Source organism: Pseudomonas sp. AC136 (assembly GCF_979258585.1).
Genome location: NZ_OZ409865.1, coordinates 3,298,710 through 3,312,218, shown reverse-complemented (window position 1 = coordinate 3,312,218; position 13,509 = coordinate 3,298,710). Strand labels below are relative to the sequence as shown.

14 protein-coding genes are annotated in these 13,509 nt (G+C 61.6%); 5 read left to right on the top strand and 9 right to left on the bottom strand.

Translation table 11 applies throughout. From position 1 onward, the window contains the following. Window positions 1-60: 60 nt before the first annotated feature. From ACZZZU_RS14650 to glyQ, 4 genes are read right to left on the bottom strand one after another with little or no spacing between them, the layout of a single operon-like run. A complete protein-coding gene (locus tag ACZZZU_RS14650) occupies window positions 61-834 on the bottom strand; it encodes a lysophospholipid acyltransferase family protein (RefSeq protein WP_463551025.1) in 774 nt (257 codons plus the stop codon). Window positions 835-864: 30 nt separating this feature from the next. Then, window positions 865-1,401, bottom strand: coding sequence for a D-glycero-beta-D-manno-heptose 1,7-bisphosphate 7-phosphatase (gmhB, locus tag ACZZZU_RS14645; protein ID WP_463551024.1), 537 nt, complete (start codon window positions 1,399-1,401; stop codon window positions 865-867). Between the two features lie 3 nt (window positions 1,402-1,404). Further along, a complete protein-coding gene (glyS, locus tag ACZZZU_RS14640; protein WP_463551023.1) occupies window positions 1,405-3,459 on the bottom strand; it encodes a glycine--tRNA ligase subunit beta in 2,055 nt (684 codons plus the stop codon). Then, window positions 3,456-4,403 carry a glycine--tRNA ligase subunit alpha gene (gene glyQ / locus ACZZZU_RS14635; protein ID WP_108095231.1) on the bottom strand — a complete coding sequence of 316 codons (948 nt, stop codon included), beginning with the start codon at window positions 4,401-4,403 and terminating at the stop codon, window positions 3,456-3,458. The genes glyS and glyQ overlap by 4 nt, the downstream gene beginning before the upstream one ends. Before the next feature lie 88 nt (window positions 4,404-4,491). Here glyQ and ACZZZU_RS14630 point away from each other — a divergent pair, with 88 nt between their 5' ends. From ACZZZU_RS14630 to ACZZZU_RS14620, 3 genes are all read left to right on the top strand, one after another. Then, window positions 4,492-5,052: a DNA-3-methyladenine glycosylase I gene (locus tag ACZZZU_RS14630; RefSeq protein WP_463551022.1), complete on the top strand. Its 561-nt coding sequence runs from the start codon at window positions 4,492-4,494 to the stop codon at window positions 5,050-5,052. Between the two features lie 155 nt (window positions 5,053-5,207). Further along, window positions 5,208-6,095, top strand: a complete 888-nt coding sequence (locus tag ACZZZU_RS14625; protein ID WP_463551021.1) for a lysophospholipid acyltransferase — start codon at window positions 5,208-5,210, stop codon at window positions 6,093-6,095. A gap of 93 nt (window positions 6,096-6,188) precedes the next feature. Further along, on the top strand, window positions 6,189-6,455 hold the full coding sequence (locus ACZZZU_RS14620; protein WP_463551020.1) for a PilZ domain-containing protein: 267 nt from the start codon (window positions 6,189-6,191) through the stop codon (window positions 6,453-6,455). 14 nt (window positions 6,456-6,469) lie between these two features. Here the strand turns inward: ACZZZU_RS14620 and ACZZZU_RS14615 are convergent, their stop codons facing one another. The 5 genes from ACZZZU_RS14615 to def form a co-directional block, all read right to left on the bottom strand. Continuing rightward, the gene (locus ACZZZU_RS14615; protein WP_463551019.1) at window positions 6,470-6,790 is read right to left on the bottom strand and encodes a tetratricopeptide repeat protein; all 321 of its coding nucleotides are present in this window, start codon (window positions 6,788-6,790) and stop codon (window positions 6,470-6,472) included. Between the two features lie 30 nt (window positions 6,791-6,820). After that, complete coding sequence (gene trkA, locus ACZZZU_RS14610) at window positions 6,821-8,194, bottom strand: Trk system potassium transporter TrkA (protein WP_463551018.1); 1,374 nt, start codon at window positions 8,192-8,194, stop codon at window positions 6,821-6,823. A gap of 84 nt (window positions 8,195-8,278) precedes the next feature. Continuing rightward, window positions 8,279-9,607 (bottom strand): 16S rRNA (cytosine(967)-C(5))-methyltransferase RsmB, encoded by a 1,329-nt coding sequence (rsmB, locus tag ACZZZU_RS14605; RefSeq protein ID WP_463551017.1) that lies wholly within the window; start codon window positions 9,605-9,607, stop codon window positions 8,279-8,281. Beyond that, window positions 9,604-10,554, bottom strand: a complete 951-nt coding sequence (fmt, locus tag ACZZZU_RS14600) for a methionyl-tRNA formyltransferase (RefSeq protein ID WP_463551016.1) — start codon at window positions 10,552-10,554, stop codon at window positions 9,604-9,606. Before fmt ends, rsmB begins: the two co-directional genes overlap by 4 nt. A 63-nt stretch (window positions 10,555-10,617) precedes the next feature. Further along, window positions 10,618-11,124 carry a peptide deformylase gene (def, locus tag ACZZZU_RS14595; RefSeq protein ID WP_122492264.1) on the bottom strand — a complete coding sequence of 169 codons (507 nt, stop codon included), beginning with the start codon at window positions 11,122-11,124 and terminating at the stop codon, window positions 10,618-10,620. A 153-nt stretch (window positions 11,125-11,277) separates the two neighbouring features. Between def and ACZZZU_RS14590 the strand changes: the two genes are divergently transcribed. Both ACZZZU_RS14590 and dprA read left to right on the top strand, forming a co-directional pair. After that, window positions 11,278-12,303 (top strand): LysM peptidoglycan-binding domain-containing protein, encoded by a 1,026-nt coding sequence (locus ACZZZU_RS14590; RefSeq protein ID WP_463551015.1) that lies wholly within the window; start codon window positions 11,278-11,280, stop codon window positions 12,301-12,303. 95 nt (window positions 12,304-12,398) lie between these two features. Further along, window positions 12,399-13,490 carry a DNA-processing protein DprA gene (dprA, locus tag ACZZZU_RS14585; protein ID WP_463551014.1) on the top strand — a complete coding sequence of 364 codons (1,092 nt, stop codon included), beginning with the start codon at window positions 12,399-12,401 and terminating at the stop codon, window positions 13,488-13,490. Window positions 13,491-13,509: the final 19 nt, after the last annotated feature.

Here is a 13,509-nt window from a genome sequence, read left to right as displayed (position 1 = left end):
GCAGCCCTGAATGCAAAAACCCCGGCGCGGTGGCCGGGGTTTTGATCGAAGCGGTTAAGGCTAAAGCTGAACCGGCGTTTCGGTCACCGGGTGCTCGCCGTACAGCGCGCCCATGTCCCGTTGTGCCTGTTCCACCCAGGCGAAGGCGCGATCGTTCAACGCGGCAATGGCGCGTGGCCCGGTGCCTTCGGCGTGCATCACCGGGCCGATCACTACCTGAATTGTTCCGGCCTTCTTGCCCCAGCCCTGTTTCGGCCAGAACTCGCCAGCGTTGTGAGCAATGGGCAACACCGGCAGGTTCGCATTGACCGCCAACGCGGCACCGCCACGGGAGAACTTGCCGATCTGACCGGCCGGAACGCGCGTGCCTTCCGGGAAAATCAGCACCCAAATATTCTGCTGCAAGCGCTCATGGCCCTGCTTGGCCAACTCTTTGAGTGCAGCTTTCGGGTTGTTACGGTCAATGGCAATGGGCTTGAGCATGGCCATGGCCCAGCCAAAAAACGGGACGTACAGCAGCTCGCGTTTGAGCACCTGGCTCAGCGGCGCGAAGTAGCACGAGAGGAAAAAGGTTTCCCAGGTGCTTTGGTGTTTGGAGAGGATCACGCAGGGCTGAGTAGGCACGTTCTCGGCGCCGTGTACTTCATAGCGAATGCCAAGCATCACTTCGGTCAGCTTCACGGCGAAGCGGCACCAGTTGACGTTGATAAAGCAGTAGCGGGCTTCAAACGATTGAAACGGGGCGACGAAGAAACTCAGGGTGCACCAGAGCAAGGCGCTGCCGCCGAGGAGGATATAGAAGAGGAAAATTCTGATGGCCAGCACGATCGACATTTAGCGTTATCCGTCGCGGGCAATCCCCGCCTATTGGGTGTGGAGTAACTGCGCGGCAACCGCCGCCAAATCGTCAAATATCAACGTCCCTTTCGGCAGCTCGCTGCCCAGGGTTCTTTCGCCTTTGCCGGTCTTCACCAGAACAGGCTGACAATCGACGGCCAGCGCGGCGTCCAGGTCACCTCGACTGTCGCCGACAAACCACACGCCTGCAAGATCTGTGTGGTAATGCGCAGCGATGGTACGCAGCATGCCGGGCTTGGGTTTACGGCAGTCACAACCGTCGTGCGGCCCATGTGGACAGTGCACCACCAGCCCCAGTTCACCGCCCTGCTCGGCCACCAGTGCACGCAACCGCGCATGCATGGAATCGAGCACCGCTTCTGAGTAATAACCGCGCGCCAGGCCCGACTGGTTAGTGGCCACTGCCACCGTCCAGCCGGCCTCGCTCAGTTGCGCGATGGCCTCGACGGCGCCGGGGAGCGGAATCCACTCCTCCAGCGTTTTGATGTAGGCGTCGGAGTCGTAATTGATCACCCCGTCGCGGTCGAGTATCAGCAACTTCACGGTTTACCCCAGCAGCGAAATGTCGGCGACGCCCAGGAACAGGCTGCGCAATTTGGCCAACAGGGCGTAGCGGTTGGCACGCACCGACGGGTCTTCGGCGTTGACCATAACGGCCGCAAAGAACGCGTCCACCGGGTCACGCAGCGACGCCAATTGTGCCAGCGCCTCGCTGTACAAACGGGCCTGGGCCAACGGTTGCACGGCGTGGTCAGCTTGCTGAATCGCGGCGTAAAGCGAGAACTCACTAGGCGAATCGAAGTAGTGCGCTTCGATGCCCGGGGCAACGTTGCCCTCGGCCTTGCTCAGCAGGTTGGACACGCGCTTGTTGGCGGCGGCCAACGCGTCGGCTTCCGGCAGTTTGCGGAACGCCTGAACCGCTTGTACGCGCTGGTCGAAGTCCAGCGGCGACACCGGCGCCACTGCACGCACGGCCTGGTACACCGCCACTTCCACGCCTTCGTCTTCATAACGGGCGCGCAAACGATCGAAGATGAAGTCTTGCACCTGGGCGGCGAGGCCAACCGGTTTGACCTTGGCGCCGAATTGCTCGATGGCAAAACCGATGGTGGCGACCAGATCGAGGTCGAGTTTCTTCTCGATCAGGATGCGCAAAATACCCAGCGCAGCACGACGCAAGGCGTAGGGGTCTTTGCTGCCGGTGGGCAGCATGCCGATGCCGAAAATACCTACCAGCGTATCGAGCTTGTCGGCGATCGCCACCGCCGCGCCGGTCAGCGTGGTCGGCAGCTCGGCGCCGGCGCCGCGTGGCATGTACTGCTCGTTCAATGCCAGAGCAACGTCCTGCGGCTCGCCGTCATTCAGCGCGTAGTAGTAGCCGGCGATACCCTGCATTTCCGGGAATTCGCCGACCATTTCCGTGGCCAGGTCGCACTTGCTCAGCAAACCGGCGCGGGCAGCCCAGCGGCTATCGCCACCGATGCGGGCGGCGATAAAGGCAGCTAGCAGGGAAACGCGTTCGGCTTTGTCGAACACCGAACCCAGCTGCTCCTGGAACACCACATTGGCGAGGCGCGCATTGAAGCTGTCGAGCTTCTGCTTTTTGTCTTGCTTGAAGAAGAACTCGGCGTCGGTCAGGCGTGGGCGAACCACTTTCTCGTTGCCGGAAATGATCTGTGCCGGGTCTTTGCTTTCAACGTTGGCCACGGTGATAAAGCGCGGCAGCAAGAGGCCGTTGGCGTCCAGCAGGCAGAAGTACTTCTGGTTGTCTTGCATGGTGGTGATCAAGGCTTCTTGCGGCACGGCCAGGAAGCGCTCTTCAAACGAGCACACCAGCGGCACCGGCCACTCGACCAACGCGGTAACTTCGTCGAGCAACGCAGGCGGCACGATGGCGGTGCCGTGCTGCTCAGCGGCTAGCGTGTCGACGCGCTTGCTGATCAGGCTGCGGCGCTCGGCGAAGTCAGCCAGCACGTAGGCGCTGCGCAAGTCTTCCAGGTAACCGGCCGGCGAGCTGATACGCACGCTTTCGGGATGATGGAAGCGGTGCCCGCGCGATTCGCGGCCGGCCTTTTGCGCCAGAATTTCGCAGTCCACCACGTCGTCACCAAACAGCATGACGAGCCATTGGGTTGGCCGTACGAACTCTTCTTTGCGCGCACCCCAACGCATGCGTTTGGGAATCGGCAGGTCATTCAGCGAGGCACTAACGATGCCGGCCAACAGGCCCACGGCAGGTTGGCCGGGAATGCTTTGGCTGAACTTGAGCTTGGCACCGCTGCGGTCGATGGCAGAAATATCGACGCCGCACTTTTTCGCGAAGCCAAGAGCGGCTTGGGTCGGGTTGCCGTCGACGTCGAAGGCCGCTTGCACGGGCGGGCCGTCCAGATTGACGCTACGATCCGGCTGCTGTTCGGCCAGTTGATCAATGATCACTGCCAGACGACGTGGCGCGGCATATACGCGGCTGCCGCTGTAGCTCAGACCCGCGCTTTTAAGGCCTTTCTCGATGCCGGCCAGAAAGGCGTCGCCGAGGGTTTTCAGGGCTTTGGGTGGCAGCTCTTCGGTGCCCAGTTCAACGAGAAAATCACGTGCACTCATTCTGCTGCCTCCAGCTTGGCCAATACTTCATCGCGCAGATCGGGCGCCGCCATCGGGAAGCCAAGACGGGCACGCGCTTGCAGGTAGCTCTGCGCTACCGAGCGGGCCAATGCCCGCACACGAAGGATGTATTGCTGACGGGCAGTCACCGAAATCGCGCGGCGAGCATCGAGTAGGTTGAAGGTGTGCGAGGCCTTGAGCACCATTTCGTAGGTCGGCAGCGGTAGCTGCAACTCGATAAGGCGGTTGGCTTCGCTTTCATAGAAATCGAACAGCTCGAACAGTTTGTCGACGTTTGCGTGTTCGAAGTTGTAGGTGGACTGCTCCACCTCGTTCTGATGGAACACATCGCCGTAGGTAACCTTGCCGAACGGGCCGTCGGTCCACACCAGGTCGTAGACCGAATCCACACCCTGCAGGTACATGGCCAGGCGCTCGAGACCGTAGGTGATCTCGCCGGTAACGGGGTAGCACTCAATGCCTCCTACTTGCTGGAAGTAAGTGAACTGGGTGACTTCCATGCCGTTGAGCCAGATTTCCCAGCCCAGACCCCAGGCGCCGAGGGTCGGCGATTCCCAGTTGTCTTCAACGAAACGAATGTCGTGCACCAGCGGGTCGAGGCCGATGCGTTTGAGCGAGCCGAGGTACAGCTCCTGGAAGTTGTCCGGGTTGGGTTTGAGCACTACCTGAAACTGGTAGTAGTGCTGCAAGCGGTTGGGGTTTTCGCCGTAGCGGCCATCACCGGGACGGCGGCTGGGTTGCACGTAGGCGGCGTTCCAGGTTTCCGGGCCGACGGCGCGCAGAAACGTGGCGGTGTGGAAGGTGCCGGCGCCGACTTCCATATCGTAAGGCTGAAGCACCACACAACCTTGCTCGGCCCAATACTGTTGCAGGGCAAGGATCAAGTCTTGGAAGGTGCGCACGGCAGGCGTAGGCTGGCTCACTAATTTCACCTGTACTGAGGGCGACAGAAAGGGCGGGAGTATACCCGATTCACCCTACAAACCACCCTCGCCCTCCCCTCGGAGCCCTATGCCACGCTGCTTCTGGTGCAATGAAGACCCCCTTTACATCACCTACCACGACCAGGAATGGGGCGTCCCGCAACGCAACGCGCAGCCGCTGTTCGAGATGCTGCTGCTCGAAGGCTTTCAGGCGGGGCTGTCGTGGATCACCGTATTAAAGAAACGCGAACGCTATCGCCAAGTGCTGTTTGGTTTCGACCCCCAGCGCCTCGCGCAACTGAGCGATGAAGAAATAGACGCGCTGATGCAAGACCCCGGCATCATCCGCAACCGGCTCAAGCTCAACGCTGCACGGCAGAACGCGGCGGCCTGGTTGCGGTTGCCCGATCCGGTTGGGCTGCTGTGGTCATTTGTCGGCGGCGTGCCCAAGGTCAACCATTTCCCGGGCCGCAGCCAGGTGCCCGCCGTAACGCCGGAAGCCGAGGCCATGAGCAAGGCGCTGAAGAAAGCCGGCTTCACGTTTGTTGGCCCCACCATTTGCTACGCCTTTATGCAGGCCACCGGCATGGTCATGGACCACACTCAGGATTGCGACCGCTACGCCGAACTCACCGCGCCCCATCGGTAGGAGCCAGCTTGCTGGCGAACGGTGCAACGCAGGGCTCCGGGGTTCGCAGGGTTCGCCAGCAAGCTGGCTCCTACACGTTGCGCAATTGCGGGGCCATAACCGAAGCGGCTCAAGGTGGTTACAATGCGCGCCTGTTCGAATTCGTGGAGTACATGGTGGAGAAGTTCAAAGGTGCGTTGATCGTAGGCTTTCTGCGTCTGTTCGCCTTGTTGCCTTGGCGTGCGGTGCAGGCCTTGGGCAACCTGATCGGCTGGTGCATGTGGCGCTTCCCCACCCGCTCCCGCGCTGTTGCCGATATCAATCTGCGCAAGTGTTTTCCCGAGTTGGACGCCGCTGCCCACGACCGTTTGCTGCGCAAAGCGCTGATGGACATTGGCAAAACGCTGACCGAAAGTGCCTGCGCCTGGGTTTGGCCGGCGGAGAAATCACTCAAGCTGGTGCGTGAAGTCGAAGGCCTGGATGTGCTCGAAGCGGCCCTGGCGTCCGGCAAAGGCGTGGTTGGCATTACCAGCCACCTCGGCAACTGGGAAGTGCTCAATCACTTCTACTGCAACCAGTGCAAACCCATCATTTTTTACCGTCCGCCGAAGCTCAAAGCGGTCGACGATTTGCTGCGCAAGCAGCGCGTGCAGCTGGGCAACCGCGTGGCGCCGTCGACCAAAGAAGGCATTCTCAGCGTCATCAAGGAAGTTCGCCGAGGCGGCGCGGTGGGCATTCCTGCCGACCCGGAGCCGAGTTTGTCCGCTGGCTTGTTCGTGCCGTTTTGCGCCATTGAAGCGCTGACCAGCAAGTTTGTTCCCGGCATGCTCGCCGGCGGTAAGGCGGTCGGCGTGTTCCTGCATGCGCTGCGCCTGGACGACGGGTCGGGCTACAAAGTGATTCTCGAAGCCGCACCCGAAGGCATGTACAGCGAAGACACCCGCGAGGCGGTCGCTGCTATGAGTCAGGTCGTCGAGCGCTATGTGCGCGCTTACCCAAGTCAGTACATGTGGACGATGAAGCGCTTCAAGAAACGCCCCGAAGGCGAAGAGCGCTGGTACTAACCGGCCAATTGCGCGCTGCGAAGGCTCGCCACACTAGGCGAGCGCAGCAATTTGCGTTATTAACAGGGACCGTTGACCAGGAAGCCGGGCCCTATGTCCAACCAGCGACAATCGCCACGCACCTCACTGAAGTGCCGGATCAAAATCAGCCACCCGAGCTTTGGTGAGCTGCTCGCCCAAACCCGCGATCTTTCAGATGGCGGCGTATTCGTTAAACACGACGAACTCACCCACCTTGTGCTCGGCGACATCGTCACCGGGCAGGTGCAAGACCTGCCCATCGAAGCGCCCGTGTTGCAGATGGAAGTGATGCGAGTGAACGGCGACGGGGTGGGGCTGCGGTTTATCCGCGAAGACTGAGAACCTCGGGCCGTTTATTCCGAACCCTGCGCCTTATCCAGTTTTCGTACGAACACGGTCATTTCCTTTTCTGCCTGCTTATCGCCGTGCGCCTGCGCGGCGGCGATGCCGTGCTCCCACGCCGCACGCGCTGCCGGCGCGTCGCCCAAGCCCGAATGGGCTTTGCCCAAAAGCTTCCACGCTGCTGAATACTTCGGGTCGAATTCGACGCAGCGTTGCAGATGCTCGGCTGCCTTGGCGTACTCGTTGAGGTCCAGATAACCCTTGCCGAGACCAAAGCGCAGCAGGGCATTATCGATACCTTTGCCGAGCATTTTTTCCAGAGATTCGAGCACAGGCGCCTCGGCTTATTGGCAGTCGCGCAATCAGAAGAACGTCAGGCCGACCTGGAACAGCCGCTCGACGTCGCGAATGTATTTCTTGTCCACCAAAAACAGAATCACGTGATCGCCCGACTCGATCACCGTCGCGTCGTGGGCGATCAGCACTTCTTCGTCGCGCACCAGGGCGCCAATCGTGGTGCCCGGCGGCAAGGCGATATCGCGAATGGCCTTGCCGATCACCTTGCTGGATTTTGAATCGCCATGGGCAATGGCCTCGATGGCCTCCGCTGCACCGCGGCGCAACGAATGGACGCTGACGATATCGCCGCGGCGCACGTGCGCCAACAAGGTGCCGATGGTGGCGAGCTGCGGGCTGATGGCGATATCGATCTCGCCGCCCTGCACCAAATCGACATACGCCGGGTTGTTAATCAGCGTCATCACCTTGCGTGCGCCCAGGCGCTTGGCCAACAGCGAAGACATGATGTTGGCTTCGTCGTCGTTGGTCAGCGACAGGAAGATGTCGGCATCGCTGATGTTTTCTTCCACCAACAAATCGCGGTCCGAGGCGCTGCCTTGAAGCACGATGCTGCTGTCCAGCGTCTCGGACAAATAGCGGCAGCGCGCTGCGTTCATCTCGATGATCTTGACCTGATAACGGCTTTCAATAGCCTCGGCCAGGCGTTCACCAATGTGGCCGCCGCCGGCAATCACGATGCGTTTGTTGTTGTCTTCGAGCCGGCGCATTTCGCTCATGACCGCGCGGATGTGCGCTTTGGCGGCAATGAAAAACACCTCATCGTCCGCTTCGATCACGGTATCGCCGCGCGGCAGAATCGGCCGGTCGCGCCGGAAAATGGCGGCCACGCGGGTGTCGACGTTGGGCATGTGCTCACGCAGCTGACGCAATTGCTGGCCCACCAGCGGCCCGCCGTAATAGGCCTTCACGGCCACCAGTTGCGCTTTGCCCCCGGCGAAGTCGATGACTTGCAGAGCACCTGGGTGCTCGATCAGGCGTTTGATGTAGTTGGTGACCACCTGCTCGGGACTGATCAATACGTCGACGGGAATGGCGTCGTTATCGAACAGGCCGGAGCGCGTGAGATACGCGGCTTCGCGCACGCGAGCGATTTTGGTCGGGGTGTGGAACAGCGTGTACGCCACCTGGCAGGCGACCATATTCACTTCGTCGCTGTTGGTCACGGCCACCAGCATGTCGGCATCGTCGGCCCCGGCCTGGCGCAGCACGGTGGGGAACGAACCTTTGCCTTGAATGGTGCGGATATCCAGACGGTCGCCCAGGTCGCGCAGGCGGTCGCCGTCGGTGTCGATCACGGTGATGTCGTTGTGTTCGCTGGCCAGGTGTTCAGCCAGCGTGCCGCCTACCTGACCGGCGCCGAGAATAATGATCTTCATCCGTGTGCGTTCCTAAAGCGGCAGATAGCCAAGCGAAAACGGCCTCGAAAATAGCAGACCTGCGCCGCGCCTGCACAGGCAGGGCTAGGCCCGTGGCGCGGCAGCGATCTTGATGAGTTTGGCGTAATAGAAGCCGTCGTGACCGCCCTCTTGCGCCAGCAATTGGCGGCCGTGGGGCTGTTTCAGCCCCGGTGGCGGGTTACCCAGTTGACCGGCGATATCCAACTCGCGGGCGCCGGGAGTGCGGGCCAGGAAGGCCCCGATTACTTCGGTATTTTCTGTGGGCAGCGTCGAGCAGGTGGCGTAGACGAGTACGCCGCCCACTTCGAGCGTGGGCCACAAGGCATCGAGCAGTTCGCCTTGCAGCGCGGCGAGCGCGGGAATGTCGTCAGCTTGGCGGGTCAGCTTGATGTCGGGATGGCGGCGGATAACGCCGGTGGCCGAGCACGGCGCGTCGAGCAAGATGCGCTGGAACGGTTTGCCGTCCCACCACGCGTCGGTCTGCCGCGCATCGGCGGCTATCAACTCAGCACTCAGCCCAAGGCGCGCTAGGTTTTCTTTCACGCGGACGAGGCGCTTGGCTTCCAGATCAATCGCCACCACGCCGGCCAAGGCAGGCTCGGCTTCCAGCAGGTGACAGGTTTTGCCGCCCGGCGCGCAACAGGCATCGAGCACGCGCTGGCCGGGCGCCAGGTCGAGCAAGTCCGCCGCCAACTGCGCGGCTTCGTCTTGCACGCTGACGCGACCTTCAGCGAAGCCCGGCAACGTGGTGACGTCGCACGCCTCGGCTAACGCCACGCCGTCGCGGCTGAATGGACAGGCGCTGGCTTCGAAGCCCACGCGTTTAAGCTCGCCGAGGTAGTCATCGCGGCTGCCGAGCCGGCGGTTCACGCGCAAAATTAAAGGCGGATGGGCATTGTTGGCAGCGCAGATGGCCTCCCAATGCCCGGGCCAAAATGCCTTCAGCGCTTTTTGTAACCAGCGTGGATGGGCGGTTCGGGCCATGGGGTCGTGGTCAAGCTCCGGCAGCAGCGCCTCGTATTCGCGCTGGGCACGGCGCAGCACGGCGTTGAGCAGGCCTTTGGCCCAGGGTTTCTTCAACTTTTCAGCGGCGCCGACCGTTTCGCCGATGGCTGCGTGCGCCGGGATGCGCGTATAGAGCAGCTGATACAGGCCGACCAGCAGCAGCGCTTCCACATCACGGTCGGCAGATTTGAAGGGCTTTTCCAGCAAACGCTCAGCGAGTGCGCTGAGGCGTGGCTGCCAGCGGGCGGTGCCAAAGGCCAAGTCTTGGGTCAGGCCTTTATCGCGCGCCTCGACTTTATCCAACTGCTTGGGCAGCGAGCTGTTCAGCGACGCTTTGCCAGACAGCACGGTGGCAAGCGCATTGGCCGCCGCCAGACGCGGATTCATGCGCCAGCCCCCAGCACGGTGCCCACGGCAAATTGCTCGCGGCGGCTGTTAAACAGGTCGGAGAAGTTCAGCGCTTTGCCGCCCGGCAATTGCAGGCGGGTCAGCCGAAGTGCGTCGGTACCGCAAGCAACGACTAAACCGTCGCGGCTGGCCTGAAGGATTTCTCCTGGCGCGCCGTGGCCTTCGGCCGGCTGCGCGGCGAGCACTTTCAGCGTTTCGCCGTTAAGTGTGCTGTGGCAGATCGGCCAAGGATTGAAGGCGCGCACCAGAAGTTCCAATTCGTCGGCGGGGCGACTCCAGTCCAGACGGGCTTCGTCTTTGTTGAGCTTGTGGGCGTAGGTGGCCAGTTCATTGTTCTGAACTTCGCCCTTTAAGGTTCCGGCAGCCAGACCGGCAATCGCCTCCAATACCGCGGGTGGGCCCAGCTCAGCGAGGCGGTCGTGCAGGCTGCCGCCAGTGTCGTCGGCGCTGATAGCGGTGGTGACTTTGAGCAGCATGGGACCGGTATCCAGGCCTGCTTCCATCTGCATAACAGTCACGCCGCTCTCAGCATCGCCCGCTTGCACGGCGCGCTGAATTGGCGCGGCACCGCGCCAGCGCGGCAGCAGCGAGGCGTGGCTATTGATGCAGCCCAGGCGCGGCGTATCGAGCACGACTTGCGGCAGGATTAGGCCGTAGGCGACCACGACCATTAGGTCGGCATTCAGCGCGGCCAACTCGGCTTGGGCGGCCGGGTCGCGCAGGGTCGGCGGTTGCATGACTGGAATGTTGTTTTCCAGGGCCAACTGCTTGACCGGGCTGGGCATGAGCTTCTGGCCACGGCCGGCCGGACGATCCGGCTGGGTGTAAACCGCCACGATCTCGTGCTGGCTGGCGAGCAGGGCTTTGAGGTGTTCGGCGGCGAATTCGGGCGTGCCGGCGAAGACGAGGCGCAGTGCTTGGCTCATGGGGGCTCACTTCAAAACATGGAAAAGAAAAAGGCTTGCCGGAGCAAGCCTTTGATCGGCGTTTCAAGCCTGCTGGCGGTGCTGCTTTTCCAGCTTCTTCTTGATCCGGTCGCGCTTGAGCGTAGACAGGTAATCAACGAAGAGCTTGCCGTTGAGGTGGTCGCACTCGTGCTGAATGCACACGGCGAGCAGGCCTTCGGCGATCAGTTCAAAGGGCTTACCGTCGCGGTCTAGCGCTTTGATTTTGACCTTCTGCGGGCGGTCGACGTTTTCGTAGAAACCGGGCACCGAGAGGCAGCCTTCCTGGTATTGGTCCATTTCTTCGGTCAGCGATTCGAACTCGGGATTGATGAAAACCCGCGGTTCGTTTTTCTCTTCGCTGAGGTCCATGACGACCACGCGTTTATGCACGTTTACCTGCGTGGCGGCCAAACCAATACCCGGCGCGTCGTACATGGTCTCAAACATGTCGTCGATCAACTGACGCAGGGCGTCGTCAACCACGTCTACGGGCTTGGCGATGGTACGCAGGCGCGGGTCGGGAAACTCGAGGATGTTTAGGATTGCCATATGCGTTGTGTGATGCACTTGTGGAATAAAGTCAAAATCCGCTGCTAATATGCTGAGCAGCTTTGAAAAACGGCTTCAGGCCGCGGCTTCCGAGGGTTTCGGAGCAGCCCTTGGGCGTTCTACGTGAAGACACATAATAAAGGGATTCACCGCATGAGGAAATCACTACTCGCCCTGCTACTCCTAGCCGCCTCTGGCTTGGCTCAGGCCGAAGTGCAGCTCAAGGAAGGTCATCCGGACCGCTACACCGTGGTCAAGGGCGATACCCTCTGGGATATTTCCGGGAAGTTCCTCAGTGAACCGTGGAAGTGGCCAGAAATTTGGCACGCTAACCCACAAGTTGAAAACCCCCATCTGATCTATCCAGGCGATCAACTGAGCCTAACGTACGTTGACGGCCAGCCGCGTCTGACCCTCAACCGTGGCGCCTCGCGTGGCACCATCAAACTGTCGCCGCAGGTTCGCAGCACGCCGATGGCGCAAGCGATCCCGACTATTCCGCTGGAAGCCATCAACAGCTTCTTGCTGAAAAACCGCATCGTGAACAGCGACGAAGATTTCACCAAAGCCAACTACGTGGTTGCCGGTACGGCCGAGCGCGTTGTCAGCGGCGCGGGCGATCGCGTTTATGCTCGCGGCACCTTTGATGAACAGCACCCGGTTTACGGCATCTTCCGCCAAGGTCGTACTTACACCGATCCCGACACCAAAGAATTCCTCGGCATCAACGCCGACGACATCGGTGCCGGTCAGGTGATCGCTGAGGAAGACGGCGTCGCCACGCTGACCCTGAGCCGTACCACTCAGGAAGTGCGCAACGGCGACCGTCTGTTCCCCACCGAAGAACGTCCGGTCAATTCCACCTTTATGCCAAGCGCGCCGACCAACGAGATTCGCGGTCTGATTCTCGATGTTCCACGTGGCGTGTCGCAGATTGGTCAGTTCGACGTGGTTACCCTGAACAAGGGCAAGCGTGACGGTCTGGTCGAGGGCAACGTGTTGGCCGTGTACAAAACCGGCGAAACCGTGCGCGACCGTGTTACTGGCGAACAAGTGAAAATCCCCGACGAGCGCGCCGGTCTGTTGATGGTGTTTCACACCTACGACAAGCTCAGCTACGGCCTGGTGCTACAAGCCACCAGGCAGCTCGAAACGATGGATAAGGTACGAAATCCGTAACACCAAGAACCCCCGCGAAAGCGGGGGTTTTTGTTTCTGGGGTCTTGTAGGAAACGACCCGTAATCAGCAGCTTTTCCGATCAAGGATGATCCGCATGTCACACGCCACCTCACCCGCCGAACTCGAAGCCCGAATCCGCCTGCACTGCCTGCCCGACCTGGGCGGCAAACGCTTTCGCACCCTTATAAATGCCTTTGGCAATGCCTCGTCGGCCCTCAGCGCTCCGGCTTCCGCGTGGCGTGCGCTCAAGTTGCCGGCCGCCTGCGCAGAAGCTCGGCGCGACGAGTCGGTTCGCCAACGCGTAACCGCCACCCTCGAATGGCTCGAGCACGCCAACCAGCACCTGATGATGTGGGACAACCCCGAATACCCCGCCCTGCTCGCCGAGTTGCCGGACGCGCCGCCGCTGCTGTTTGTGGCGGGCGACATGGACCTGCTGCAGCAACCACAACTGGCTATCGTCGGCAGTCGCCGGGCCTCCAAGCCCGGCATGGACACCGCCAACGCATTCGCCCGCAGCCTGGCCGGCGGCGGCTTTGTCATCACCAGCGGCATGGCGGTGGGCATCGACGGCGCGGCCCACCAGGGCGCATTGGCAGTGGCGGGCAAGACGGTGGCCGTGCTGGGCACAGGTCTTAACCAGTTGTATCCGCCGCGCCATAAAAGCCTGGCCGCCGAGATCGCTCGCGAAGGCGCGCTGGTATCGGAGCTGCCGCTCGACAGCCCGCCCATCCCCGCGAATTTTCCCTTGCGCAACCGTCTGATCAGCGGCCTCTCGCTTGGCGTGCTGGTGGTCGAGGCCAGCCCCTCCAGCGGCTCGTTGATCACCGCGCGTCTGGCACTGGAACAGGGCCGCGAGGTGTACGCCATCCCCGGTTCCATTCACCACCCGGGCGCGCGTGGCTGCCATCAGCTGATTCGTGATGGCGCGGCGCTGGTTGAATCGGTCGAGCACATTCTCGAAGGTTTGCGCGGTTGGCAGAACGTGGCGCCTGCGCCCCAAGCGCGGCGCAAACCCGCAGCGGTTAAAAACCCTATTCTGAAATTGCTCCACGCTGCGCCGCAAAGCAGTGAAGCGCTTGCCGTGGCCAGCGGCTGGCCGTTGCCGCGCGTGCTCGCGGCGCTCACGGACCTGGAGCTTGAAGGCAAGGTCGCCAGCGAGGGCGGTGTCTGGGTGGGCCGTTAAGCGGCGCTTGGGTACACTG